Below are 25050 nucleotides of genomic sequence, written 5' to 3'. Positions count from 1 at the left end.
CTCGGGCGGCAGGTGCGGGTAACGTGCTGCGGCGTGACCCCGTACTCGCACTGCTCCTTCTGCGGCGCGGCCTACCCGGCGGGCGCCGGGTGGCCGCGGGTCTGTTCCTCGTGCGGCGAGACGGTGTGGCGCAACCCGCTGCCGGTCGCGGTGGCGGTGCTGCCGGTCCGCACGCCGCAGGGGCTCGGCGTGGTCGTGGTACGCCGCGACATCGAACCGGCCCGGGGGCTGCTGGCGCTCCCGGGTGGCTTCGTCGAGTACGGCGAGGAGTGGTCCGAGGCGCTCGTGCGGGAGCTGCGCGAGGAGACCGGGCTGCTGGCCGAGGCCGGCGAGGCGCGGCTGTTCGCGGTGCACGGCGCTCCGGCTGGCGGCACCATGATGGTCTTCGGGGTGCTGCCCGAGCGGGCTATCGGTGACCTGCCGCCGTCGGCGCCGACCGAGGAGGCCACCGAGTGGCTGGTGCTCACCGATCCGGTCGAGCTGGCCTTCTCCACGCACACCCGGGTGCTCGCCGATTTCCTCGCCGGGCAACGCCCGCTCTGACCGGACCGGCCCCGGCAGCGTGCGGCGCGGTCAGCCGCGGGCCGGAACCGGCTGGGGTGAGAACGGCACGGCGGCCGGCGCCTCGATCTCCGGCTCGCCGGCCGGGTGCCGCCACAGCCCGCGCCGCCGCAGGATCGGCAGCACGCCCTCGCCGAACCAGTACGCCTCCTCCAGGTGCGGGTGGCCGGAGAGGATGAACTCGTCCAGGCCGAGCGCGTGGTACTCGGCGATCCGGTCGGCGACCTCGGTGTGGCTGCCGACGAGTGCGGTGCCCGCGCCGCCGCGTACCAGCCCGAATCCGGCCCACAGGTTCGGCGAGACCTCCAGCCCGTCGCGGGAGCCGCCGTGCAGGTCGAGCATCCGCCGCTGCCCCTCGGACTCGCTGCGCCGCAGCCCTTCCTGCACGGCGCGCACGTCAGCCTCGGGGATGCCGTCGAGCAGCTTGCGGGCCTGGGCCCACGCCTCCTCGGCGGTGTCCCGGCTGATCACGTGCAGCCGGATGCCGTACCGCAGCTCGCGACCGGCCTCGGCGGCGAGCCCGCGGATCCAGTCCAGCTTGCCGGCCACCTGCGCGGGCGGTTCGCCCCAGGTCAGGTACACGTCGCTGTGGCGGACGGCCACCGGCCCGGCCGCGCCGGACGACCCGCCGAAGTAGACCGGCGGCACCGGGTCGGGCAGCCGGCCGAGCCGGGCGCCCTCGACCCGCACGTGGGCGCCGTCGTGGTCGACCGTCTCGCCGCGCCACAGCGCCCGCACCACGTGCAGGAACTCGTCGGTACGCGCGTAGCGGGCGTCCTTGTCCAGGAAGTCGCCGTACGCGCGCTGCTCGGCCGACTCGCCGCCGGTGACCACGTTCAGTAGCAGCCGCCCGCCGGACAGGCGCTGGAACGTGGACGCCATCTGCGCGGCGAGGGTGGGTGAGAGCAGGCCGGGCCGGAACGCGACGAGGAACTTCAGCCGCTCGGTGACCTCGGTGAGCATGGCGGTGGTCAGCCAGGCGTCCTCGCACCAGGCGCCGGTGGGGGTGAGCGCGCCGGCGAAGCCGAGCTGTTCGGCGGTGCGGGCGATCTGCCCCAGGTACGCCACGCTCGCGGGTCGCGCGCCACCGGCCGTGCCGACCGGTACGCCGTGTCCGCCGCCCACGATGTCCCGGCTGTCGCCGTAGGTCGGCAGGAACCAGTGGAAGGTGAGCGACATGGGGGCCTCCGGTGCGCGTCGGACGGGCCGTCTCCTGAGTGGTGGGACGACCGCGCCGACAGACTACCCATAAAACCTATCGGGTTGGTAGGTTGCTGTCGCCCGTCGATGGCCGGGTCCATCCCTCCCCGAGGAGTCGCCATGCGTACCCCCAGAACCCGCCGCCGGCCGGCGGCCGCGCTGCTCACCACCCTCGCGCTGCTGGCCGCGACGGCGCTGACGGCCTGCGGCGGCGAGGCGGCCGACGCCAGCGGCGGCGGCAGTGACGGCCCGCTGCGGATCGGCTACCAGCGCTTCGGCGGGCTCAGCCTGGTCAAGGCGCGCGGCGACGCGAAGAACGTCACCTGGTCGCTGTTCGAGAGCGGCCCGGCGCTGACCGAGGCGCTCAAGGCCGGCTCGATCGACATCGGCCAGGTCGGCGAGGCCCCACCCGTGTTCGCCGCCGCCGGCAAGATCCCGTTCTCCGTGGTCGGCACGTCCCAGCCGATCCCGCAGGGCGAGGCGGTTCTGGTCAAGGCGGGCAGCCCGTATCGTGGATTCGCCGACCTGCGCGGGAAGACGGTCGCGCTGAACAAGGGCTCCAACGTGCACTGGCTGCTGGTCAAGCTGCTGGAGGCGAACCGGATGACGCTCGCCGACATCAAGGTGAAGTACCTCAAGCCCGCCGAGGGACGGCCCGCGTTCGACAACGGGCAGGTCGACGCCTGGATCATCTGGGATCCCTACTTCGCGCTGGCCGAGCAGCCCGGCGTACGGGTGCTCGCCGACGCCACCGGCCTGGCCGGCAACCGCGAGTACGTGCTGGCCGCGCCGGACGCGGTGAAGAACCGCACCGCCGACGTACGCGCGTTCCTGGACACGTACCGGCAGACCACCGACTGGGGCATCGCCCACCCGACCGAGCGGGCCGCCGTCCTCGCCCCGGAGCTGAAGATCCCGCTCGACGTGGCCACCCGGGCGCTGGCCCGCAGCGCCAAGCCGCTCGCCCCGGTCACCCCGGAGATCGGCGCCGAGTTGCAGGCCATCGCGGACAGCTTCGTGGAGCTGAAGCTGGTGCCCGGACCGGTCGACATCGCCGGGCGGGTGGACGGCCGGTTCAACGAGGCGTTCCAGTGAGCGGTCCGGCGCTGGCCGAGGCGATCCCCGCTGTCGTACCCGATCGGGCGACGCCGCGGCGGTCCCGGGCCCGCGCCTCGCGGCGGTGGCGGCGCGCGGTGAGCCCGGTCGTGCTGGTGCTCGCCTGGGAGGTCGCCGCGCGCACCGGCCTGCTCGCCGCGGAGAAGCTACCCGCGCCCAGCGCGGTGCTCGCGACCGGGTGGCGGCTGGCGCGCGACGGGACGCTCGGCGTGCACCTGCTCGACTCGCTCACCCGCGCCGCGCTCGGCCTGCTCATCGGCGGCGGCCTGGCGCTGGTGCTCGGCGCGGCGGCGGGGCTGCTGCGCCTCGGTGACGACCTGGTCGACCCGCCGGTGCAGATGGCCCGGATGCTGCCGCACCTGGGCCTGGTCCCGCTGCTGATCATCTGGGTCGGCATCGGCGAGTCGCTGAAGGTCACGCTCGTCGCGCTCGGCGCGTTCTTCCCGATCTACTTCAACACGTACGCCGGCATCCGCGACATCGACGAACGCCTGGTCGAGGCGGCGCGCACCTGCGGTCTCGGCGCGGCGGCCCGCCTGCGGCACGTGGTGCTGCCCGGCGCGCTGCCGTCGCTGTTCCTCGGGCTGCGGCTGGCCATCGGCGCGGCCTGGCTCAGCCTGGTCGTCGGCGAGCAGGTGAACGCGCAGACCGGCGTCGGCTTCCTGATGATGGAGGCACGCGAGTTCAGCCAGACCGACGTGGTGGTGCTCGGCCTGCTCATCTACGCGCTGCTGGGGCTCGCCTCCGACCTGCTCATCCGGTACGCGGAGAGGAGGACGCTGGCGTGGCGACGCGGACTGCGCGCGACCTGACCGGGCCGGTGCTCACCGCACGCGCGGTGACCCGATCGTTCGGCCCGGCGGTGGTGCTGGCCGGGGTCGACCTGACCATCGGCGCCGGGGAGACGGTGGCGCTGCTGGGCGGCAGCGGATCCGGCAAGAGCACGCTGCTGCGCGTGCTCGCCGGGCTCGACGGCGACGCGGGCGGCGAGCACGCGGTGCACGGCACCGCCGCCGTGGTGTTCCAGGAGCACCGGCTGTTGCCGTGGAAGCGGGTCGCGGACAACGTGGCGCTCGGGCTGACCGGGCCGGACGTGGGCGACCGGGTCGGCCGCGCGCTGGCCGAGGTGGGGCTCGCCGACCGGGGCCGGGCCTGGCCCGCCGAGCTGTCCGGCGGGCAGGCGCAGCGGGTCGCGGTGGCCCGCGCGCTGGTCCGCGAACCGGACCTGCTGCTGCTGGACGAACCGTTCGGCGCGCTGGACGCGCTGACCCGGCTGCGCATGCAGGGGCTGCTGCGGCGGCTGCGCGCCCAGCACGGCTTCGCCGCGCTGCTGGTCACCCACGACGTGGAGGAGGCGCTGCTGCTCGCCGACCGCGTCCTGCTCCTCGACGACGGCGTGATCGCCGAAGAGGTGCCGGTACGCCTCGGCCCCACCCCGAGCCCCGACGACCCGGCCCTCGGCGCGCTGCGCCGCCACCTGCTCGACCGCCTCGGCGTACCCGCCGGCTGACCGCGAGGGAGAACCGATGACCCGCTGGACCCCCGACCCGACCTTCTACCCCTCCCCCGCGCTCGCCGCCACCGCGCCGGCCGAGAAACTCGCGTACGTCGCCGCGTTCGACCGCGCCGGGCAGCGCCCCGACGCCATCGCGGTGCTCGACACCGACCCGGACTCCGACTCGTACGGCCGGGTGGTGGGCTGGACCGAGCTGCCGAACACCGGCGACGAGCTGCACCACTTCGGCTGGAACGCCTGCAGCAGCGCGCTCTGCCCCACCGCGCCGCACCCGCACGTGGAACGCCGCTACCTGATCGTGCCGGGCCTGCGCTCGTCCCGGATCCACGTGCTCGAAACCAAGCCCGACCCGCGCCGCCCCGAACTGGTGAAGGTGATCGGCCCGGAGGAACTCGGCAAGCGCGCCGGATACTCCCGCCCGCACACCGTGCACTGCGGGCCGGACGGCATCTACGTCTCCGCGCTCGGCGGCGCGGACGGGCAGGAGGGGCCCGGCGGCATCGCCGTGCTCGACCACACCACGTTCGAGGTACGCGGCGCGTGGGAGGCCGACCGGGGGCCGCAGTTCCTGGCGTACGACTTCTGGTGGCACTACACGCAGGACGTGCTGGTCACCAGCGAGTGGGGCACGCCGTCGATGATCGAGGACGGCATCGTCGGGGAACTGCTGCTGGGGCGGAAGTACGGGCACGCGATCCACTTCTGGGACCTGGCGAAGCGCCGGCACGTGCAGCGCGTCGACCTCGGCGACCAGTACCAGATGCCGCTGGAGCTGCGCCCCGCGCACGACCCGACGAAGTCGTACGGCTTCGTCGGCGTGGTGATCAGCGTCGAGGACCTGTCCGCCTCGATCTGGCTGTGGCACCGCGACGGCGACGCCTGGGCCGTGACCAAGGTGATCGACATCCCGGCCGAGCCGGCCGACCCGGCGGACCTGCCGGACCTGCTCAAGCCGTTCGGGGCGGTGCCGCCGCTGGTCACCGACATCGACCTGTCAGTGGACGACAGGTTCCTGCACGTCTCCTGCTGGGGCACCGGAGAGCTGATCCGCTACGACGTCAGCGACCCGTTCCACCCGGTACGCGTCGGCTCGGTGCGCCTGGGCGGCATCGTCAACCGCACGCCGCACCCGGCGTACCCGGACGAGCCGCTGGCCGGCGGCCCGCAGATGGTCGAGATCAGCCGCGACGGCCGCCGCGTCTACGTCAGCAACTCGCTCTACGGCGCCTGGGACGACCAGTTCTACCCCGACGGGGTGGGTGCCTGGGTGGCGAAGCTCGACGTCGACCCGGAGCACGGCGGCCTCGTGCCGGATCCGCGGTTCTTCCCGCGCGGGGAGGAGTTCCGCGGCCTGCGCGTGCACCAGACCCGGTTGCAGGGGGGCGACGCGTCGTCCGACTCGTACTGCTTCCCGTGACCGGCGCGACCTGGGCGGCGCTGGCCGGCCTCGGCGCGTTCCACGGCCTGAACCCGGCGATGGGCTGGCTGTTCGCGGTGGCCCGGGGCCTGCAGGAGCGCCGCCGGGCGGCGCTGCTGGCGGCGCTGCCGCCGATCGCGGCCGGTCATCTGGCGTCGGTGGCGGTGGTCGCCGCGCTGGTCAGCGCCACCCGGTCGGTGACGGCGAGCACTGCGGTCGCGGTCACCGGCGGGGTGCTGCTCGTCGGGTTCGGGCTGTGGCGGCTGCTGTCCGACCGGCACTTCCGGTGGGCCGGGATGCGGCTGTCGGCCGCGCAGCTCACCGCCTGGTCGTTCCTGATGTCGGCGGCGCACGGCGCGGGCCTGATGCTGCTGCCGGTGCTGCTCGCCGAACCGGCGGTCGGCGGCGGCCCGCACGCCGGACACCTCGCCGCCGCGCCGGCCGGCGCGCTGACCGGCCTGTTCGCGGCGGCCGTGCACACCGCCGCCATGCTCGGCGTCGCGCTGGCCGTGGCCGTGGCCGTGTACGAGGTGCTCGGCGTCGGTGTGCTGCGCCGGGCCTGGTTCAACGTCGACCGGCTCTGGGCCGGCGTGCTCGTGGTGGCCGGGGTGGTGACGCTGATCGGCGCGGCGTGACCGTGCCGCCGACCTGCTATGGATCGACGGGAAGTCCTACTGGTTGAATAGGAAAGGCAGCGTCGCCCACCCCGGAGGTCAGCCGTGAGTCAGTCCTCGTCCTCAGCCGAAGCCGTCCACGACGCCGACCGGAGCCGGCAGTGGCTCGCCGGGCAGGCACACGGGCCGGGCGTCGACCGCGACCGGCTGCTGGAGGTGGGCGCGGCGATGGCTGCGGTGACCGCCGCCGCCGCGGAGCGCGAGCCGGTAGCGGTGACGTCCGCGCCGGTCGGCGTCGACCCCGGCGCGCCGATCGTCAAGCCGCTGCCGGCGGAGCTGCTGCGCCCGCTGGACACCAACGCCGAGATGCGCTGGCCGTCGATGGCCGGTCAGGGGTACGTGGTCCCGATCGACCGCTTCTTCGTCCGCAACCACACGGTCACGCCGCACCTGGACGCGGCCACCTGGCGGCTGCGCCTGTTCGGCGACGGGCTGCGCGGCGCGCCGACCCGGGACGACGCGGTCGAGTTCGACCTCGACGAGCTGCGCCGGCTGCCCGCCGAGGAGCACGCGGCACTGCTGGAGTGCGCCGGCAACGGGCGGCGCTACTTCGCCGAGCAGCAGGGCGACCCCGCCCCGGGCGTGGCGTGGGGGCTGGGCAGCGTCGGCGTGGCCCGCTGGCGCGGCGTGCGGCTCGGCACGGTGCTGCGCCTGGCCGGGCTGCGCGACGAGGCGGTCGACGTGATGCCCGAGGGCCTCGACCCGGACTACGTCTCCGGCGGGGTCAACCTCGGCCGGGTACGCCGTCCGATGCCGGTCGCGAAGGCGCTCGACGACGTGCTGCTGGCGTACGAGATGAACGGCGAGCCGCTCCCAGCCGACCACGGTTTCCCGGTGCGGGTCGTGGTGCCCGGCTGGGTCGGCATCGCCTCGATCAAGTGGGTGGGCGCGATCGAGGTCTCCACCACCCCGCTGTTCTCGCCGTGGAACACGCAGTTCTACCGCATGTTCGGCCCCGGCCACCCCGCCGGCGGCACCGCGCTCACCGCCCAGCCGGTGCGCAGCGCGTTCGAGCTGCCCTGGGACGCCCGGCTGCCGGCCGGTGAGGAGGTGCTGCTGACCGGCCGCTCCTGGTCCGGCAACGGCCCGATCGCGCACGTCGAGGTGGACACCGGCGACGGGTGGCGCCCGGCCGACCTGGTCACCGCGGACCGGGGCGGCGCCTGGCAGCGCTGGACCGTCCGCTGGCGCCCGCCGGCCACGGGCCGGCACACGCTGCGTGCCCGGGCCACCGACTGCACCGGCGTCGTCCAGCCCGACCGGGCCGCCGTGAACGACCTCGCGTACCTGTTCGACGCCGTGGTGGCCCACCCGGTCACCGTCCGCTGACGCCCGCTCAGGTGGTGCCGAGGTAGGGCGGCGGCACGGTGTCGGTGAGCCACACTCCGTTGGCCGAGCGGTAGAACAGGTACCCGGCCTCGGCCATCGCCGCCGCGTCCACGGTCAGCACCACCACCGCGCCGCCCCGGCGCGCGCCGACGCGCCGGGCCGTCGCCACATCAGGTGACAGGTGTACGTGGTGACGCCCGCCCCGGCGCAGCCCCTGCGCCCGGATCGCGTCCAGCACGGCCTCGCCGGTGCCGTGGAACAGCCGGGGCGGCGGCGCGGCCGGGGTGAGGCCGAGGTCGACCGGAACGGAGTGCCCCTGGTTGGCGCGGATCCGGTCGGCCCCGTCCGGGCCGGTCTCCACCGCGAAGCGCTGCTTGTCGTTGCCCGCGACCACGGCGTCCAGGTGGGCGCGGCTGATCCCCAGCCCGGCGAGCACGTCCGCGACCGGCACCCAGCCCGCCCGGTCGAGCCGCAGGCCGTACGCGTCGGGCCGGTGCCGCAACGCCAGCGACAGCCGCTTGCTCACCCGAACAAGATCGCGATGTTCCACCCGTCCAGTGTGGAGCCGCCCTCGCCCCCTGTCGACGCAGTTCCCCACCTGCCCTCCCCGCCTTGCCCCCGCGCCGCCGATCTTGCGGTTTCCGCCCCTCGGGTGTCCGGATCGCGCTGTTTGCCGGGGCCGGAACTTCATGATCGACGGGCGGGGAGCCGAGGGCGGCGAGGAAGGAGGGACGGGGAAAGGGCGGGTGGGCGGGACGGGTCAGGCAGCGGCTCGGGCTGGGAGGGGGCGGCGGCGGTGGGACGGGTCGGTCAGCGTGGGCGGGGACCAGGCGCCGTCGGGCTGGTAGAGGTTCGTGCCCGGCGGGACGATCTCGTCGATACGGTCCAGCACCGCGTCGTCGAGCGTCAGCTCCGCCCCGGCGAGCAGCGCGTCCAGCTGGTCCATCGTGCGCGGCCCGATGATGGTCGACGTGACCGCCGGATGCACGGCGGTGAACGCCACGGCGAGCTGCGGCAGCGTGCAGCCAACCTCGTCGGCGAGCGCGACCAGTTCCTCGACGGCGGCGTACTTGGCGGCGTTGCCCGGCAGCGCCGGGTCGAACCGGGCCGGGGTGAGCGCCGGACGGCCGGCGCCGAGGTCGACGGGCCGCCCCTGCCGGTAGCGGCCGGACAGGAACCCGGAGGCCAGCGGGCTCCACACCAGCACGCCCATCCGGTAGCGGCGGCACACCGGCAGCACCGACGTCTCGACGCCGCGCGCCAGGATCGAGTACGGCGGCTGCTCGGTGCGGAATCGGCCCAGCGCACGCCGCTCGGCGACGTGGTGCGCCTCCACGATCTCCTCGGCCGGGAAGGTCGAGCAGCCGAAGGCGCGGATCTTCCCGGCCCGGACCAGGTCGGTGAGCGCGCCGAGCGTCTCCTCGACGTCCGTGGTGTGGTCGGGGCGGTGCACCTGGTAGAGGTCGATCCAGTCGGTGCCCAGCCGGCGCAGGCTGTCCTCGACCGCACGGACGATCCAGCGGCGCGAGTTGCCGCCCCGGTTGGGCCCCTCCCCCATCGGGAAGTGGACCTTCGTGGCGAGCACCACGTCGTCGCGGCGGCCACGCAGGGCCTTGCCGACGATCTCCTCGGACTCGCCGGCCGAGTACATGTCGGCGGTGTCCACGAAGTTGACGCCGCGGTCGAGTGCCGCGTGGACGATCCGGGCGCAGTCGTCGTGGTCGGGGTTGCCGACCGCGCCGAACATCATGGTGCCGAGGCAGTGGACGCTGACCTCGATGCCGGTGCCGCCGAGGACGCGATAGCGCATGTGAGCTCCCTGGTTCGCACCGCGCCGGCCGGATGGCGCGCGGTCCGGTCACGGTAGGAGTTCGAGTGCGCTGGAGGTCAACCGTCGGCGGCGGGTTCCGCGCTGCCGGCGAGGTAGCCGGCCGCCTGCAACTCGAACAGCTCGCGGTAGAGCCCGCCCTGGGCCATCAACGTGTCGTGGTTGCCGGACTGCACGAGCCGGCCGTGGTCCATCACGAAGATCCGGTCGGCGTGCCGCACGTTCGCCAGCCGGTGGGTGATCAGCACGACGGCCCGGTCCGGGTGCCGCCGCAGATGCTGGAAGAGGGCGTGCTCGGCACGCGCGTCCAGCGCTGCGGACGGCTCGTCGCAGATCAGCAGCCGGGCGTCGCGGTAGAGGCCTCGTGCGGCCACCAGCCGCTGCCACTGCCCGCCGGACAGGTCCTGGCCGTCCTTGAACTGCCGGTCCAGCAGCGTGTCGTACCCGAACGGCAGCTCGCTGATCATGTCGTGCGCGGCGGCGTCGCGGGCGGCGGTCTCCACGCTGGGGCCGGGCCCGTCGGCGCGGTCGTGGCGGCCGACGCGGATGTTCTGCCGGGCGGTGAACGGGAACCTCCACCAGTCCTGGCTCATCACCGCGACCTGGGCGGCGGTCTGCCGTGGGTCCAGTTCGGCGGTGTCCACGCCATCCCAGCGGATCGTGCCGCCGGTGGGCCGGTAGAGGCCGGCGATCAGCTTGGCGAGCGTGGTCTTGCCGGAGCCGTTCTCCCCCACCAGCGCGATCACCTCACCGCGCCGGAACGTGAGGCTTACCTCGTCGACCGCCGCCGTGTCGGTGTCCGGGTAGCGCAGGCTGACCCGCTCGACGTCGATGCGCGTGAACCCGTCGACGGGCAGGTGCCCGCCGGCCGGGATCCGCCGGGTGGCCCGGTCGAGGAAGTCGCGGTAGTCCTGGTAGTAGAGCGCGTCCTCGTAGAGCGAATTGGTGGCGAAGATCGCGGTGCGCAGGCTCGTCCGCGCGGCCTGGAGCGCGAGCAGCGCGGTGGCCGCCGCCGCCAGCGCGACCACGCCGCCCATCAGCAGCCCGCCCAGTACAGCGTAGACCGCGAACGCGGCCACGCCGGTCACCGACAGGCCGAGTCCTCGGGTGACGGTCTGCGAACGGGCCAGCCGGAGCTGGGCCTGGGTCTCGACGGTCATCATCCGGTGGTACTCGGCCAGCAGGAAGTCCCGCATCTGGTAGGCACGGATCTCGGCGGCGGTGTGCCGATCGGCCATCAAACGGGCCAGCAGGTACATCCGGCGGCGACGGGTGATCCAGGCCAGCAGCGCCAGGTACTGCCGCCGCGCCAGTTTGACCGCGGTGACCGCCTCGGGCACCGCGGCGAGCAGCAGGCACGGCAGCAGGACGGGCTGGATGACGGTGACCGCGGCGGCGGTGGCCAGCACACCCACGACCCCGGTCACCAGGTTCACGGTGTGGTCCACGATCGACGCGGCCTCGGCCATGCCCCGATCCCGGGCACGATCCATCTCCTCGGCGAAGCCGGCGTCGTCGAACGCGGCGAGTTCCACAGCGGTGGTCGCCTCGAACAGCCGGAGTTCCACCTGGTAGTTGATCTGCGGGATGAGCCGCGCCTGCGCCCAGCCGGCGGCGACAGTCAGCGCTCCCCGGGCCGTCACGGCGGCGGCCGCGAGCAGGAGCGCGGGCAGGGCCGCCCGGATCCGGTCCGGTGTGGGCCCGTCGGCGAAGAGTTGCCGGAGCACGCCGGTGGTGGCGAGCAGGCCGAAGGTGGTGAGCAGGCCGGCGACCACGTTGAGCCCGATCGAGGCGAGCGTGTCTCGGCGGCTGGTCGCCCAGGCCAGGCCGATGGCCTCGCGGACGAGGGCGGGCAGCCGGCGCGCCACCGACCAGAAGCTGGTGTGGGCGAACTCGGTGGCGCGGTTCATCCAGTGCCCGTCCGCCAGCTCCGGCAGCGACGTCTCGTCGCCCGCCGCGCTCCCGGCCGGGGCGGGCTCGTCCGGCGGGTGCTCGTCCGAGGGGCGCCGAGGACCGAAAACCGCTGCCATACGCGTCTCCTCCGGTACGCCGACGACTCCGGAGCTTACGTTCCGCAATCGACAGATGTCTCCCCGTGTTCGGCGTGTCGTACAGGCGTCCCAACCGCGTGTCCACCGGGCGGCGGGCGAAAGACCGCCCGCACGGTGGTCGCCGCCGGGTCGCGTCGCGCGCGACCGGTCCGGGTGGCAGGCTTGTGGGGTTCGCCGGCGCAGGCCGGCCGACCGCCCGTCGTGAAGGAGAAGATCGACCCGATGGCTGTGGACGTCACCACCACCGACGAATGGCAGGCGCTGCGCAAGCACGCCGAGGCGATGCGCGGCACGCACCTGCGCGACCTGTTCGCCGCCGACGGGCAGCGGGGTGAGCGGCTCACCGGTGAGGTCGCCGACCTGCACGTGGACTACAGCAAGAACCTGATCACCGACGAGACCGTCGCGCTGCTCGGCGCGCTCGCCGAGCGGATCGGGCTGGCCGACCGGATCGCGGCCATGTTCGCCGGGCGGCACATCAACGTGACCGAGGACCGGGCCGTGCTGCACACCGCGCTGCGCCTGCCCGCGGACGCCTCACTCACCGTGGACGGCCAGGACGTGGTCGCCGACGTGCACGCCGTGCTGGACCGCATGTCGGCGTTCGCGCAGCGGGTGCGCTCCGGATCGTGGCGCGGCCACACCGGCGAGCGGATCACCACTGTGGTGAACATCGGCATCGGCGGCTCCGACCTGGGGCCGGTGATGGCGTACGAGGCGCTGAAGGCGTACCGGGACGCGGGCATCAGCTGCCGGTTCGTGTCGAACATCGACCCGACCGACATCCACGACAAGACCGCCGACCTGGACCCGGCGAGCACGCTGTTCGTGGTGGTCTCCAAGACGTTCTCCACCCAGGAGACGCTCGCCAACGCCGACCAGGCGCGGCGCTGGCTGCTCGCCGGGCTGGACGCGGACGACGACGCGGTGGCCCGCCACTTCGTCGCGGTCAGCACCAACGAGCAGCGGGTCCGGGACTTCGGCATCGACCCGGAGAACATGTTCGGCTTCTGGGACTGGGTGGGCGGACGCTACTCGCTGCCGTCGGCGGTCGGCCTGTCGGTGATGCTCGCGATCGGGCCGGACCGGTTCCGCGAGATGCTGGCCGGCTACCACGCGGTCGACGAGCACTTCCGGTCCGCTCCGGTGGAACGCAACGTGCCGGCGCTGCTCGGCCTGCTCAACGTCTGGTACACCGACTTCCTCGGCGCGGAGACCCACGCGGTGCTGCCCTACTCGCAGTACCTGCACCGCTTCCCCGCCTACCTGCAGCAGCTCACCATGGAGAGCAACGGCAAGTCGGTACGCGTCGACGGCTCGCCGGTGACGTACCCGACCGGGGAGATCTTCTGGGGTGAGCCGGGCACCAACGGCCAGCACGCCTTCTACCAGCTCATCCACCAGGGCACCCGGCTGATCCCGGCGGACTTCATCGCGTTCAGCCGGCCCAACCACGACCTGGGCGACATGCACGACCTGTTCATGTCGAACTTCTTCGCCCAGACCGCCGCGCTGGCGTTCGGGCGGACCCGGGAGCAGGTGGAGGCCGAGGGCACCGCGCCCGAGGTGGTGGCGCACCGGGTGATGGCCGGCAACCACCCGACCACGTCGATCCTGGCGCCGAAGCTCACCCCGTCGACGCTGGGCCAGCTGATCGCGCTCTACGAGCACATCACGTTCACCGAGGCCGCGGTCTGGGACATCAACGCCTTCGACCAGTGGGGTGTGGAGCTGGGCAAGGTGATGGCCAACCAGCTCGCGCCGAAGCTGACCGGGCCGGACCCGGACCTGGCCGACGTGGACACCTCGACCGCCGAGCTGATCCGCCGCTACCGGGCCGAGCGCGGCCGGAGCTGACCGCGTACCCGTGGCGTCCCGCGCGCGACCGGCCGGGACGCCACGGGTCAGCGGCGCAGCAGGTCGGCGTGCGCCGCGCGCAGCCGGATCAGCGCCGGGTCGCCGGCCGGGGCGCGGCGGTCGAGTTCGGCCCACGCCTCGGCCAGCGCGTCGGCCAGCGCCCGCAACTCGGCGGCGTGCCGCCGGCCGGACTGCTGGTGCAGCTCCTCTAGGCGGCGGGCCCAGCCGGCGCTGATCGCTGCGACGCGTTCGGCGTCGGCGCGCGCCTGGGCCCCGGTGCGGGCGGCCGGGGCGGGCACGATCGCGGCGATCGGGCGGGAATCGCCGTCGCGGGTGACGAGGGTGACGGTGTCGGTCAGCTCGGCCAGGGAGACGAGCTGGGTGAGCCGGGTGCGGACCTCGCGCAGCGGCAGGGCGCGCGGCTGCGGGGACCGGTCGGCCAGTGCGGGGACAGCCATGGACACATGTTCACGTCCGGGTACGACAGTTTCGGCGGTCAGGTCGTCCACTCCGGCGCCAGCACCGACCAGACCTCCATGTCGGCGCGGCCCTCCGGCGTCGCGGCGGCCCCGCGCAGGACGCCGTCGCGGCTCATACCGAGCCGCTTGGCGACGGCGATGCTGCGGTCGTTGCCGGCCTTCGTGATCCACTCGACCCGGTGGATGCCGCGCTCCCGCACCGCCCAGTCGATGATCACGCGCGCGGCACGGGTGACCAGGCCCTGCCCCTCGGCGCCCGGTTCCAGCCAGCAGCCCGCCTCGCACACCCCGCGCGCGGTGCTCAGCGACACGAACAGCACGCCGCCGACGAGCGTGCCGCGCTGCCAGATGCCCCAGAGGCCGCCGTCGTCGCGGGCCCACCGGTCGGCGTACGCCTGGAGGACCTTGCGGGCCGACTCGGCGTCGGTGGCGACGAAGGACGCGCCGACCCACGGCGAGATGTGCTCGCGGCAGCGGTCGAGGTTGGCCAGGAACTCGTCGGCGTGCCAGGGCGACAGTGGACGCAGCTCCGCGTCGTCGGTGAGGGCGTGGGCGAACATCCGAGGAAGCTAGCAGGACCGTCGCGCTTTTGTCGGTCGGTCCCTCTACGGTCTGCGCCGTGAACGCCGTCCAGACGTACCGATACCTTCAGCCGTCCGCGCTGCGCGCCGCCGGTCTCGATCTGCAGACCTGCGGCGGCCCGGCGGCCAACCCGCGCTTCTTCGCCGGGTTCCTCACCGCCCCGGCCGTCGCGGCGGCCGGGCTGCTCGCCGTCGCCGAGGTGGCCCGCACCCGCTACCACCAGCCGGTCAACCCGGCCAGCCTGGACCCGGTGGTCACCGGCAGCCGGGGCCGCCTGCGGTTCGAGTCGTTCTCCGGCTGCTGCGGGGTGTACGCCCGGATGGACGTCCTGCCGGCCGGGCTGGACGGCGAGATCAGCGGCCACGGCACCACGAACGTGGACGTGAACCCGCCGCTGCGGGAGGCGCTGGCCCGGGTGGGCGGCATCGAGCCGCTGCACGTGGCGGTCGGCCCGGACGACCTGACCGTCTCCACCATGGACGGCTCGGTGGTCGAGCGGAAGGTGCCGCTGCCCGGACGCTGGCTGCGCGGCTTCGCCGAGGTGCACGTGCTCACCGCCGGCTTCGAGCCGCGCGCCGAGATCCCGGCGGCGGAGGCGGCGGCGTTCCTGCGCCGGCTGCCCGCCGCGACGGACCGCAGCGTGCTGTGGGCGGTGCCCGCCGGGCGTACGCTGCGGCTGACCTCCCGGCCGGCGCCGGGCGCGGTCTGCCTGGCCGGCGCGGGCCGGCTGGCGGCGCTGCGCGGCGTGCTGCGCCACGCCCGCACGCTGCGGGTGTACGGCCCGGCGGTGCGCGCCGGATCGCCGGCCGTGCCGAGCACGTGGGAGCTGGACACCGGGGCGCTGCGGGTGTCGCTGACGCTGTCCCCCGAGCCGTACCGGGGGTTCTCCGGCGAGGGCGCGGCGCTGGCGGCGCTCGCCGGTGACGACGTGGTCGACGACGCGGAACTGGTGGGCGCGCTGCTCAACTGGGATCCGACGATCGACGTGGCCGCGCTGGCCGACGCCGCCGCGCTGCCCGACGGGCGGGTGCGTGCCGCGCTCGCCCAGCTGGGCACCGCCGGGCGGGTCGGGTACGACGTGGCGGACGGGGCGTACTTCCACCGGGTGATGCCCTACGACGCGGGCCGCGCGGAGCGGGACAACCCGCGGCTGCTCGGCGCGCGGGCGCTGGTCGAGCGCGGCGCGGTCGAGCGCGACGGCGAGGACGCGACGGTACGCACCGACGCCGAGGTCTACCGGGTGCGCCGCCACCCGGACGGCGCATACTCCTGCACCTGTCGCTGGTGGGCGCGGCACCGCGGGCAGCGGGGGCCGTGCCGGCACGCGCTGGCCGTGTCGATGGTCGCGGCGCCGGTGGAGGTGCTGTCGTGACCGGGTTCGTCGAGGCGGTGGTGCGCGGCAGGATGTCCGAGGTCCGCTCCGCCCTGGCCGGGTTGGACGAGCCGGCCCGGCGGGCGCTCGGCGACGAACTGGTCGCCGACGTGCGCCGCAGGCGGGACGCCTGGTGGTGGCAGGGCGAGGCGGCGACGCTGGCGGTCGCAGCGGTGGGGACGCTGAGCACGCCGACGAAGGTGGCCGCGCTGCTCGGCCGCCGCTCGGTCTGGCTGAGCGGCGTCGACGCCGCGCCGGTGGTCGACGTGGCCCGGGAACGCGGGGTGACCTGGCTGGCGGACGTGGCGTACAAGCTGGCCGACCGGCTGCCCCGGGACCGGATGCTCGCGGGCTGGCGGTTCGTCGCCGGTCTCCTGCTGGCGGAGAAGGCGCCGCCGCCGACCGGGGACGACTTCGTGCGCGGGTGGGCGGCCGCACAGGGCTCCCCGGCCCCACGCGGGACGCGCCCACCCACTGTGGACCGGCTGCGCGCGGACCCGTTCCTGGACGCGCTGCTGCCGCGCCTGTTCGAGGTGGACGGCGTGGGCACCGAACTGGCCCGCGGCGACGGCGCGGGCACGGACGCGGATGCCCTGCCCCGTGCGCTGGCGGCGCTGGCGGCGGAGGGCCGGCTCGACCGCGCTGCCCTGCTCAACGGCGTGCTCGGCCGGCTGCTGCGCGGCGACCGGCCCGGCGCGCTGCGCCCGTTCCTGGCGCTGCACGACCTGCTGGCGCCGACCCCCGACGAGGTGGCGGTGCGGTCGAGCGCCTATCTGCGGCTGCTCGCCGACGGGCCGGGGCCGGTGGCCCGCGCCGCCCAGCGGACGCTGCGGGAGGCCGGTGACGCCGCCGAGCCGGAGGCGCTGTGGGAAACCGCCCGGACGGTGCTGGCCCGGCCGGAGAAGGCGCTGGTCCGGGCACAGTTGACCTGGCTCGACCGGCTGGCCCGGCAGCACCCGGATCAGGCCACGGAGGTCGGCGCGGTGCTCGCCGTGGCGGCCGGTCACCCGGACGCCGGACTGCGCGAGCGCGCGCTGACGCTGGCGCAGCGGCACGGTCACCGGCCGGTGGCGGTCGCCACCGTGGCCGAGCCTCGTGACGACCTGCCGCCGCCGCTGCCGGCGCCGGCCGCGCCACCGCCGATCGCCGACGTGGACGAGCTGGTGGAGGAGGTGGCGGCGACACTGCGCGGACTGTGGCCGGCCTCGGTGCTGGAACGGGTCATGGACGGGCTGCTGCGGCTGGGCACCCGTGACCGCGACCGTCTCGAGGTCGCGCTGGCGCCGGTGCTGCGCCGGGAGCAGGTGGCCGAGTACGAGCACATCTGGGCCCGGTCCGACCCCTCGTTCGAGATCGACCGGCTGCTGCTGTTCGTCGCGCGTATCGGGGACGCCACCCGGCGCCGCGACGGCTGGGCCTCGACGCTGGCTACGGCCGGTGGCGGGCCTGCCGCGGTGGCCTCCGGCCGCCCCGCGCCGATGTGGCTATACCGCCTCCGGCTGGCCGAGGCCGGGCAGCGCCTGGACGGCCGTGACGATCCAGGGCTGTTGTCCGCGCCCACCTCGGCCACCGGGGCGGTCGAACCGCAGGTGCTCTACGAGCGGCTGGCGGCGCTCGGCGACCGTCCGTACTGGAGGTGGGACTACACGCAGGCGTTGTTGCGCCTGCCGGCCGGGGTCGACGAGCCGCTTGCGGCCCGCGCCGAGGCGCTCGGCACGCCGGGCGGCGTCGAGCTGGCGGCCTGGCTGCGCGGCGGTGGCGTGCCGGCGCCGGTGCAGGAGGTGGTGACGGTGGGCCGGCGGGACCGGTCCGGCCGCTACGACTGGAGCTACGACCAGTTGCCGGAACGACGGCGGCTCGTCGCGCTCACCCCACCGGCCGACGTGGACGACCGGTTCGGCCTGCTCACTGTGCGGCCGGCGGCGATCGGCCGCCGGATCTTCGACGCCGGGCACCTGTGGCCGGCCGTCCTGCCCGGCCACCGGGGCGTGGTCGCCGCCCAGGTCCTTCCCGAGCTGGCCATGGCCGCCCAGGAGGACTTCGCCGGGCGTGGGCCGGTCCTGCTGACGCTCGCCGAGTGCACAGGCGCGGGCGGTCCGGCGCTGGACCTGGCCGTGGCGTACGGGCTGTGCGCCCGGCACGAGGCGGACCGGGTGGCCGCGCTCGACGCGCTGCTGATCCTGGCCGCCGCCGGTGACCTGAACGCGCCGGCGGTGGGCGGGCATCTGGGCGAGATGGGGGCGCAGGGGCAGGTGATCCTCACCCGGGCCGTCACGCCGCTGCGGGACGCGCTGGCGGCGGGCGCCCGGCTGAGCGTCTGGCGGCTGCTCGCCGCGGCGTTGCCGCCGCTGCTGGCCGGGCCGACGCCACCGCGGGGCACGCCGGACCTGCTCGCGCTGGCGGCGGAGGCGGCGACCGCGACGGGCGTCCGGATCGAGGTACCAGGGCTGGCCGACGTGGTGGCCCGGGGCGGCAGCAGCCGGCTGGTCGCCGAGGCCCGGCGGCTCGCCGCCGCCCTGGCCGCCTGAGTCAGCCGCCCCCGTCGCCGGGCAGGTAGGCGCACAGCGCGTCGAACTGCGCCACGGTCAGGTACGAGGGATTCGCCGCCTGCGGCTGCCGGAGCACCTCGGCCCCGGCCAGCCGCGGGTCGGCGCGCAGCACCTCGCGGCGTACCCGCAGTGGCTCGTCCAGGATCGTCAGGTCCAGCGGCGCGGTCCACGGCTCGCCCGGCGCGCCGGGCTGCGGCGGGGCGGCGATCCGCCCGACGCCCCAGACGCCGTACGGCGTCCGGCCCCGGCTGCCGCTGGCCCAGAACACCACCGGCTGGCCGGCGCGCATCAGGCGTACCCGGTAGCCGGGGCGGACGCACCAGCCGGTGACGCGCGGGTCGGCGGCGAAGCGGGCCGTAAGGTCCACCGCGTCCGCGTTGCCCTTGATCAACCAGGCGCCGAGGTCGTCCAGGGTCACCCGCCGATCGGTCATCAGCCCATTCTGCGGTCCGCCCGAGCGGAGCGCCGGACGACGGGGCGGCGGGCCGGGGCGGCCGTCAGATGATCAGGTGGGTCCAGTAGGTGAGCCAGACCGCGAACAACGCGCCCTGCAGCAGCGCCAGCGCGGCGGTGAGCCAGCCGTCGAGGCCGGGCCGGCGAGCCCAGCGGGCCAGCACGAACGCGACCGGGAACGCGGCGAGCAGGTAGCGCAGGAGGCTCTTGTACACCGGCGGCCCCATCGACAGTGGCACCAGCACCACGACGAGCGTGTAGACCAGGTACGGCCAGTCGGCCCGGCGGCGCAGCCCGACGACCGCCACCACCAGCGTCGCCACCGCGATCCACACCCGCAGCGCGTCGGCCGAGTTGCCGCCGGTCAGCGCGGACACCGCCGTCGCGACGGGGTTCTGCAACCGGATCGCCCAGCCGGTCTCCTGCGCGTGCTGGTAGGCGAACCAGTCCCCGCTCTGCCAGCGGCAGAACGCCATGAACGTCAGCCAGCCCGCCGGCACCAGCACCAGCGGCCAGCCCTCGCGCAGCAGTCGCGGCCACGCGCGCGGGCCGGCCCGCCAGCCGTGCTGGCGGAGCAGCACCAGCGCCAGCGGCGCCACCACGAGGAAGCCGACGGAGCGGCTCATCGCCAGGAAGTAGCCGACCACGCCGACGACCAGCCAGCGGCGTCGTTCGGCGTACCAGAAGGTGGCCAGCGCCAGGCAGACGAACAGGGACTCGGTGAGCGCCGCCTGGAACAGGAACGCCGTCGGCAGGAGCAGCAGGTACCGGACCGCTCGCCGGCCGTCGGCCGGTGCGGCGCCGCCGAGCAGCCGGCCCCCCAGCCGGTACGCGAAGTAGAGCTGCACCACCAGCGCCACGTTGCTGACCAGCAGCAGAGCCCAGGCGGTGTGACCGCCGAGCAGCGGCGCGAGCGGCCGGGCCAGGAACGGATAGAGCAGCGGGAAGCCGAAGTCCGGCCACGGCCGGTCCAGTGGCAGCCGGGCCAGGTGCTCGTAGAGGAACGAGTCCCAGGCGAACCAGAGCGAGAACCAGCGGTGCGACGAGATCGCGTCCTGCTGCTCCCGCATCCCGGTCTCGCCGGCCGGCGGCGCGCCGGGCACCCCGTCCCAGGCGGCCAGCACCAGCACGCCGAGCAGGCTGAGCACGAGCTTCGAGCCGACGAAGACGGCGAACACGAATCCCCACGGCTCGGGCACCCCGCGGACGACCCGGATTCCACGCGACCACCACCGGGTACGCCCGGAGCGCGCCCCGACGGCAGGGCCGGCCGCGCGTTCAGATTCGGCCGCGCGGAAGGATTCGGCCGCGCGTTCGGGGTCGGCCGCGCCACCGGGATCGACCCGCCGCTCCTCCGTCATCGCGCTCCCACCGGTCGGCCCCTGGCCGACGTGCCGGCCGGAAACCCGGCCCGCATTCCCCGTCCGCCCCCGCCCACACCCGTCCCCGCCGGCACCCGTCCGGCCCACACCCCTCCGGCCTGCCCCGTCCGGCCCGCCCACACACCTGTCCGGCACGCCCCCATGCCCGCGTCGATCATGAGGTTGGCGGCGACAAATCAGACACCAAACGCCGTCAACTTCATGATCGACGGGGCCGGGTCGGGTCGGGTCGGGGCGGAGTGGGGCGGGGTGGGTGGGCGGCGCATCGGGGTGGGTGCGCAGGTGAGGACGGCGGCAGGACGGGTATGCGCGGTGCCGCATCGGGAGGCTGGCGGCAGGGGGCGCGGACGGCATGGGTGACGGCGACGGAACCGTGATCATCGGGGCGGGGCCGGCCGGGTTGACCGCCGCGTACGAGCTGCTGCGGCACGGCGAGCCGGTCCGGGTCTACGAGGCCGACGACGTGGTCGGCGGGATCAGCCGGACCGTGGAGCGCGAGGGCTGGCGCTTCGACATCGGCGGGCACCGCTTCTTCACCAAGGTGTCCCGGGTCGAGGACTTCTGGCACGAGATCCTGCCGGACGAGGACTTCCTGCTCCGGCCGCGGATGAGCCGGATCTACTACCGCGGGGCGCTGTTCGACTATCCGCTCAGCGCCGGGAACGCGCTGCGCAACCTCGGCCTGCTGGAGGCGGCGCGCTGTCTGGCCTCGTACGGCCGGGCCCGGCTGCGCCCGCCGAAGGACCAGTCGCACTTCGAGGGGTGGGTGTCGGCGCGGTTCGGCTGGCGGCTCTACTCGATCTTCTTCAAGACGTACACGGAGAAGGTCTGGGGGATGCCGGCGGACCAGTTGCAGGCCGACTGGGCGGCCCAGCGGATCAAGAACCTGTCGCTGGCCACCGCGATGCGCAACGCGCTGCTGCCCCGGCGCGACCGCACGGACGTGACCAGCCTGATCGAGGAGTTCCAGTACCCGAAGCACGGCCCCGGGATGATGTGGGAGCGCTGCGCCGAGGAGGTCGCCCGACGCGGCGGCACGGTACGCACCGGCGCCTGGGTGACCGAGGTACGGCGGGACCCGGCGGCCCGGCGGGCGACAGCGGTGACGCTCGTCGACGCGGACGGTGAGCGGACCGAGCCGGCCGATCATGTGATCTCCTCGATGCCGATCTCCGCGCTGGTGCGGGCGATGCGGCCGGAGGCGCCGCCCGAGGTGCGGGCCGCCGCCGACGACCTGCGGTACCGGGACTTCCTGACCGTCGCGCTCGTGGTGCCGGAGGAGTTCTCATTCCCGGACAACTGGATCTACGTGCACGACCCGGCGGCCCGGGTGGGCCGGATCCAGAACTTCGGCTCCTGGTCGCCGTACCTGGTCAAGGACGGGCGGACGTGCCTGGGGCTGGAGTACTTCGTGTTCGAGGGCGACGAGATGTGGCGGACGCCGGACGCCGAACTGGTCGCGTTCGCCACCGCCGAGCTGGAGCGGCTGGGCCTGGTCAAGCCCGGCTGCGTGGAGACCGGTTACGTGGTCCGGATGCCGAAGGCGTACCCGGTCTACGACGAGCGGTACCAGCGCAACGTCGACGTCATCCGGGGCTGGCTTGCTGCGAACGTGCCGAACGTGCACCCGGTCGGGCGCAACGGCATGCACCGGTACAACAACGCCGACCATTCGATGCTCACCGCGATGCTGACCGCGGAGAACATCGCGCACGGCGCGGAGCACGACGTCTGGACCGTCAACGTGGAACAGGACTACCACGAGCAGCGCAGCCCGTCGCGGCACGGCACCGGCCGGGACGCGCCGGTCGTCCCGGCCCGTCGGTAAGGCGCCGCGCGTGAGGGTGGTCATAACCGCTGGACGGCCGCCCTGGCGGTGCTGCTAGCCTTCTGGGCAGGTCATGAGCGCCAGCGCGAAGCCCCGGCTCGCTGGCCGGCAACCCTCCTCCGCGGTGGGGTGCCCCGGGTGAAGACCAGGCACCGGCAGCCGCCGGTGCAAGCGTGGCCTGGCACCCAGGTCAGCACCAGACCAGGGAGACCGATGTCCGTACCACCCTCCACCCCCTCCGGCGACGTCGCCGCGTACCCGGCCCGCTTCGCGCTGGTCAAGCGCCGCCACGTCGACCTGATGCGGGTGTGCAGCGACGCTTGTCGCCTCGCGCGCTGAGCGAGCGCCACCCCCTCTTTCCGATCCATCCTTCTCCGGCCCGGCCGTCCGTCCGGCGGGCCGGCGCCGACGCGCACCTCCGCGCGTCCATCCACTCTGGAGAGACATCGTGCGTTTCCGTACCGTCCTGACCCGTGCCGTCGCCGTCGGCGCCGCGGCTCTGCTCGCCGTCACCGTGCTCACCGCCTGCGGCGGCGACGACACCGACGCGGCCGACAACCCGTACGGCCTGCTCCAGCCCGGCGTGATCCGCGCCGGAACGCTCACCGACGCGCCGCCGAACGTCTTCCTGAAGGACGGGAAGTTCACCGGCTTCGACAACGAGCTGCTGCGGGCCGTGGCTGCCAAGATCGACCTGAAGGTGGAGTTCGTCGGCACCGACTTCTCCGCCCTGCTCTCCCAGGTCAACAGCGGCAAGTTCGACGTCGGCAGCTCCTCGATCACGATCACCGAGGCGCGCAAGAAGACAGTTGACTTCGGCAACGGCTACGACTTCGGCTACTTCGGCCTGGACGTGCCGGCCGGATCCACGCTCACCGGCTTCGACCAGCTCGCCGGCAAGCGTGTGGTGGTGGTGCAGGGCACCGTGCAGGACGACTACGCCACCAAGCAGAACCTCGACCCGGTGCGGGTGCCCGACTACAACAGCGCGATCAACCAGCTCAAGGCCGGCACCGCGGACGCCTGGATCGCCCCGGCGGAGATCGGCGACAAGTCCGCCGCCGACAGCAACGGCAAGATCAAGGTCGCGGCGAAGCAGCTCAGCCCCACCCCGACCGCGTTCGCCGTGGCGAAGGGCAACGACAAGCTGCGCGAGGCGCTGAACAAGGGCCTCGACGAGGTGATCGCGGACGGCACGTGGAGCCGCCTGCAGGCCGAGTACTACCCGGGGCGGCCGATCCCGGCCGACTTCAAGCCCGGCAGCGGGTCGGTGGCGGCGCCGGCGCCGTCGGCCGCCTCCTGAGCCGGTAACCGAGCACGAGCAGGGCGGACGGAGCGGACATGGACCCACTGAGCACCCTCTGGGAGACGTTCTTCGACTGGGAGTCGATGCGCGAGGCGCTGCCGGAGATGCTGACCGTCGGGCTGCCGAACACGCTCACCCTGGCGGTCTCCGCCGCCCTGCTCGGCTCGGTGCTGGGCATGCTGCTGGCCGTCGCCGGCATCTCGCGTACCCGGTGGTTGCGCTGGCCGGCGCGGATCTACACCGACGTGTTCCGCGGCCTGCCGGCCGCGGCGACCATCCTGCTCATCGGCGTCGGCCTGGCGCCGCTGGGCATGCAGGTCTGGGGCCCGAACCCCTATCCCCTGGGCGTGCTGGCGCTGTCCCTGATCGCCGCCGCCTACCTCGGCGAGATCTTCCGGGCCGGCATCCTGAGCGTGGAGGCCGCCCAGTTGGAGGGCGCGCGGGCGCTCGGCTTCTCCTGGGGCGAGGCGATGCGCCTGGTGATCATCCCGCAGGGCGTGCGCCGGGTGCTGCCCGCCTGGGTCAACCAGCTCATCTCGCTGATCAAGGACTCCAGCCTGGTCTACTTCCTCGGCCTGCTGGCCAGCCAGCGGGAGCTGTTCCGGATCGGGCAGGACTACGCCGCGAACACCGGCAACCAGTCCGCGCTGCTGCTGGCCGGGCTGTTCTACCTGTTGCTGACCGTGCCGCTGACCCACGCGGTGAACTGGCTGGACCGGCGGCTGCGGCAGGGCCGCCCGGCCGCGCCGCCCGAGCCGGAGCCGGATGCCGAGCCGGTCGACCTCACCCCGTCCGGAAAGGACCCGCGATGACCACCACCACCTCGGTCAGCCTGGCCGTCCGCGACGTGCACCTGGCCTTCGGCGCGCACCGGGTGCTGCGCGGCGCGGACCTGGACGTGGCGCGCGGCGGCGCCGCCTGCGTGATCGGCCCGTCCGGCTCCGGCAAGTCCACGCTGCTGCGCACCATCAACCGGCTGATCGAGCCGGACCGGGGCGACGTGCTGCTGGACGGCCGCAGCGTGCTGCGCGACGACCCGGACGCGCTGCGCCAGCGCATCGGCATGGTGTTCCAGCAGTTCAACCTCTTCCCGCACCTGAGCGTGCTGCGCAACATCACGCTGGCGCTGCGCAAGCTGAAGAAGCTCGACGAGGACGAGGCGGTGGCGCTCGCCCGCGCCCAGCTCGACCTGGTCGGCCTGGCCGGCAAGGCCGACGCGCGGCCGGCGCAGCTCTCCGGCGGGCAGCAGCAGCGCGTCGCGATCGCGCGGGCGCTGGCGCTGCGCCCGCAGGTGATGCTCTTCGACGAGGCGACCAGCGCGCTGGACCCGGAGCTGGTCAAGGGCGTGCTCGCGGTGATGGCGGACCTGGCCGCGGCCGGCATGACGATGGTCGTGGTGACGCACGAGATGGGGTTCGCGCGCAGCGTCGCCGACACGGTGGCGTTCATGGACGCGGGCGTGGTGCTGGAGTCCGGCCCGCCGGAGGCGGTGTTCGAGGCGCCGGAGCACCCGCGGCTGCGACGCTTCCTGTCCCAGGTTCTGTGACCGG

At 74.3% G+C, this 25050-nt stretch carries 23 protein-coding genes and 1 riboswitch; of the genes, 15 read left to right on the top strand and 8 right to left on the bottom strand.

The genetic code is table 11. From position 1 onward, the window contains the following. Positions 1-33 precede the first annotated feature (33 nt). Positions 34-543: an NUDIX domain-containing protein gene (locus A8711_RS14560; protein WP_064445701.1), complete on the top strand. Its 510-nt coding sequence runs from the start codon at positions 34-36 to the stop codon at positions 541-543. 30 nt (positions 544-573) lie between these two features. Here A8711_RS14560 and A8711_RS14555 read toward each other — a convergent pair whose 3' ends face one another. Next, complete coding sequence (locus tag A8711_RS14555; RefSeq protein WP_069088504.1) at positions 574-1740, bottom strand: LLM class flavin-dependent oxidoreductase; 1167 nt, start codon at positions 1738-1740, stop codon at positions 574-576. Between the two features lie 141 nt (positions 1741-1881). Here A8711_RS14555 and A8711_RS14550 point away from each other — a divergent pair, with 141 nt between their 5' ends. From A8711_RS14550 to A8711_RS14525, 6 genes are all read left to right on the top strand, one after another. Then, positions 1882-2856, top strand: coding sequence for a sulfonate ABC transporter substrate-binding protein (locus A8711_RS14550; protein WP_069088503.1), 975 nt, complete (start codon positions 1882-1884; stop codon positions 2854-2856). Further along, positions 2853-3689, top strand: coding sequence for an ABC transporter permease (locus A8711_RS14545; protein WP_043323484.1), 837 nt, complete (start codon positions 2853-2855; stop codon positions 3687-3689). Before A8711_RS14550 ends, A8711_RS14545 begins: the two co-directional genes overlap by 4 nt. Continuing rightward, positions 3662-4387: an ABC transporter ATP-binding protein gene (locus A8711_RS14540; RefSeq protein ID WP_069088502.1), complete on the top strand. Its 726-nt coding sequence runs from the start codon at positions 3662-3664 to the stop codon at positions 4385-4387. Before A8711_RS14545 ends, A8711_RS14540 begins: the two co-directional genes overlap by 28 nt. Positions 4388-4403: 16 nt before the next feature. After that, the gene (locus A8711_RS14535; protein WP_069088501.1) at positions 4404-5810 is read left to right on the top strand and encodes a selenium-binding family protein; all 1407 of its coding nucleotides are present in this window, start codon (positions 4404-4406) and stop codon (positions 5808-5810) included. Then, a complete protein-coding gene (locus A8711_RS14530) occupies positions 5807-6445 on the top strand; it encodes a hypothetical protein (protein WP_064445696.1) in 639 nt (212 codons plus the stop codon). Before A8711_RS14535 ends, A8711_RS14530 begins: the two co-directional genes overlap by 4 nt. Before the next feature lie 84 nt (positions 6446-6529). Beyond that, a complete protein-coding gene (locus A8711_RS14525) occupies positions 6530-7813 on the top strand; it encodes a sulfite oxidase (protein WP_069088500.1) in 1284 nt (427 codons plus the stop codon). Between the two features lie 7 nt (positions 7814-7820). Here the strand turns inward: A8711_RS14525 and A8711_RS14520 are convergent, their stop codons facing one another. From A8711_RS14520 to A8711_RS14510, 3 genes are all read right to left on the bottom strand, one after another. Then, positions 7821-8363, bottom strand: a complete 543-nt coding sequence (locus A8711_RS14520; protein WP_069088499.1) for an RNA 2'-phosphotransferase — start codon at positions 8361-8363, stop codon at positions 7821-7823. 210 nt (positions 8364-8573) lie between these two features. Beyond that, complete coding sequence (locus A8711_RS14515; protein WP_069088498.1) at positions 8574-9623, bottom strand: aldo/keto reductase; 1050 nt, start codon at positions 9621-9623, stop codon at positions 8574-8576. A 77-nt stretch (positions 9624-9700) separates the two neighbouring features. Then, entirely contained in the window at positions 9701-11671 is a 1971-nt protein-coding gene (locus tag A8711_RS14510) for an ABC transporter ATP-binding protein (protein WP_069088497.1), read from the bottom strand. Between the two features lie 243 nt (positions 11672-11914). On the opposite strand from A8711_RS14510, the gene pgi reads away from it, so the two are divergent. Further along, the gene (gene pgi / locus A8711_RS14505) at positions 11915-13549 is read left to right on the top strand and encodes a glucose-6-phosphate isomerase (protein ID WP_069088680.1); all 1635 of its coding nucleotides are present in this window, start codon (positions 11915-11917) and stop codon (positions 13547-13549) included. A gap of 47 nt (positions 13550-13596) precedes the next feature. On the opposite strand, the gene A8711_RS14500 is transcribed toward pgi, so the two are convergent. Then, positions 13597-14007, bottom strand: a complete 411-nt coding sequence (locus A8711_RS14500) for a hypothetical protein (RefSeq protein ID WP_069088496.1) — start codon at positions 14005-14007, stop codon at positions 13597-13599. Positions 14008-14045: 38 nt separating this feature from the next. Beyond that, positions 14046-14588 carry a GNAT family N-acetyltransferase gene (locus tag A8711_RS14495; protein ID WP_069088495.1) on the bottom strand — a complete coding sequence of 181 codons (543 nt, stop codon included), beginning with the start codon at positions 14586-14588 and terminating at the stop codon, positions 14046-14048. Between the two features lie 59 nt (positions 14589-14647). Between A8711_RS14495 and A8711_RS14490 the strand changes: the two genes are divergently transcribed. Together A8711_RS14490 and A8711_RS14485 are read left to right on the top strand one after the other, a co-directional pair. After that, complete coding sequence (locus A8711_RS14490; protein WP_069088494.1) at positions 14648-15982, top strand: SWIM zinc finger family protein; 1335 nt, start codon at positions 14648-14650, stop codon at positions 15980-15982. Then, the gene (locus A8711_RS14485; protein WP_069088493.1) at positions 15979-18510 is read left to right on the top strand and encodes a hypothetical protein; all 2532 of its coding nucleotides are present in this window, start codon (positions 15979-15981) and stop codon (positions 18508-18510) included. Before A8711_RS14490 ends, A8711_RS14485 begins: the two co-directional genes overlap by 4 nt. Position 18511: 1 nt before the next feature. On the opposite strand, the gene A8711_RS14480 is transcribed toward A8711_RS14485, so the two are convergent. Both A8711_RS14480 and A8711_RS14475 read right to left on the bottom strand, forming a co-directional pair. Further along, positions 18512-18964, bottom strand: a complete 453-nt coding sequence (locus tag A8711_RS14480; RefSeq protein ID WP_064445687.1) for a hypothetical protein — start codon at positions 18962-18964, stop codon at positions 18512-18514. 64 nt (positions 18965-19028) lie between these two features. Beyond that, positions 19029-20345 (bottom strand): hypothetical protein, encoded by a 1317-nt coding sequence (locus A8711_RS14475; RefSeq protein ID WP_083297013.1) that lies wholly within the window; start codon positions 20343-20345, stop codon positions 19029-19031. 373 nt (positions 20346-20718) lie between these two features. On the opposite strand from A8711_RS14475, the gene A8711_RS14470 reads away from it, so the two are divergent. The 5 genes from A8711_RS14470 (at position 20719) to A8711_RS14455 (ending at position 25046) form a co-directional block, all read left to right on the top strand. Next, entirely contained in the window at positions 20719-22194 is a 1476-nt protein-coding gene (locus tag A8711_RS14470) for an NAD(P)/FAD-dependent oxidoreductase (protein WP_069088492.1), read from the top strand. 69 nt (positions 22195-22263) lie between these two features. After that, a riboswitch (SAM riboswitch) is annotated at positions 22264-22374 on the top strand. 33 nt (positions 22375-22407) lie between these two features. Further along, entirely contained in the window at positions 22408-22533 is a 126-nt protein-coding gene (locus A8711_RS32845) for a hypothetical protein (RefSeq protein WP_255358569.1), read from the top strand. A gap of 109 nt (positions 22534-22642) precedes the next feature. Continuing rightward, positions 22643-23497, top strand: coding sequence for an ABC transporter substrate-binding protein (locus A8711_RS14465; RefSeq protein WP_069088491.1), 855 nt, complete (start codon positions 22643-22645; stop codon positions 23495-23497). Positions 23498-23535: 38 nt separating this feature from the next. Next, positions 23536-24312, top strand: coding sequence for an amino acid ABC transporter permease (locus A8711_RS14460; RefSeq protein ID WP_069088490.1), 777 nt, complete (start codon positions 23536-23538; stop codon positions 24310-24312). Then, the gene (locus tag A8711_RS14455) at positions 24309-25046 is read left to right on the top strand and encodes an amino acid ABC transporter ATP-binding protein (protein ID WP_064445684.1); all 738 of its coding nucleotides are present in this window, start codon (positions 24309-24311) and stop codon (positions 25044-25046) included. Before A8711_RS14460 ends, A8711_RS14455 begins: the two co-directional genes overlap by 4 nt. Positions 25047-25050 lie beyond the last annotated feature (4 nt).

The sequence above is a fragment of the Micromonospora sp. II genome (genome assembly GCF_001709195.1).
Lineage (GTDB): Bacteria > Actinomycetota > Actinomycetes > Mycobacteriales > Micromonosporaceae > Micromonospora > Micromonospora chalcea.
The sequence above is the reverse complement of the archived record's forward strand: the minus strand, read 5'-3'. Positions and strand labels throughout refer to the sequence as shown.

Coding starts and splice junctions, on each gene's coding strand:
- A8711_RS14555 (WP_069088504.1), bottom strand. CDS start 1,740: ATGTCGCTCACCTTCCACTGGTTCCTGCCGACCTACGGCGACAGCCGG.
- A8711_RS14550 (WP_069088503.1), top strand. CDS start 1,882: ATGCGTACCCCCAGAACCCGCCGCCGGCCGGCGGCCGCGCTGCTCACC.
- A8711_RS14535 (WP_069088501.1), top strand. CDS start 4,404: ATGACCCGCTGGACCCCCGACCCGACCTTCTACCCCTCCCCCGCGCTC.
- A8711_RS14515 (WP_069088498.1), bottom strand. CDS start 9,623: ATGCGCTATCGCGTCCTCGGCGGCACCGGCATCGAGGTCAGCGTCCAC.
- A8711_RS14510 (WP_069088497.1), bottom strand. CDS start 11,671: ATGGCAGCGGTTTTCGGTCCTCGGCGCCCCTCGGACGAGCACCCGCCG.
- pgi (WP_069088680.1), top strand. CDS start 11,915: ATGGCTGTGGACGTCACCACCACCGACGAATGGCAGGCGCTGCGCAAG.
- A8711_RS14500 (WP_069088496.1), bottom strand. CDS start 14,007: ATGGCTGTCCCCGCACTGGCCGACCGGTCCCCGCAGCCGCGCGCCCTG.
- A8711_RS14495 (WP_069088495.1), bottom strand. CDS start 14,588: ATGTTCGCCCACGCCCTCACCGACGACGCGGAGCTGCGTCCACTGTCG.
- A8711_RS14480 (WP_064445687.1), bottom strand. CDS start 18,964: ATGACCGATCGGCGGGTGACCCTGGACGACCTCGGCGCCTGGTTGATC.
- A8711_RS14475 (WP_083297013.1), bottom strand. CDS start 20,345: ATGACGGAGGAGCGGCGGGTCGATCCCGGTGGCGCGGCCGACCCCGAA.
- A8711_RS14470 (WP_069088492.1), top strand. CDS start 20,719: ATGGGTGACGGCGACGGAACCGTGATCATCGGGGCGGGGCCGGCCGGG.
- A8711_RS32845 (WP_255358569.1), top strand. CDS start 22,408: ATGTCCGTACCACCCTCCACCCCCTCCGGCGACGTCGCCGCGTACCCG.
- A8711_RS14460 (WP_069088490.1), top strand. CDS start 23,536: ATGGACCCACTGAGCACCCTCTGGGAGACGTTCTTCGACTGGGAGTCG.
- A8711_RS14455 (WP_064445684.1), top strand. CDS start 24,309: ATGACCACCACCACCTCGGTCAGCCTGGCCGTCCGCGACGTGCACCTG.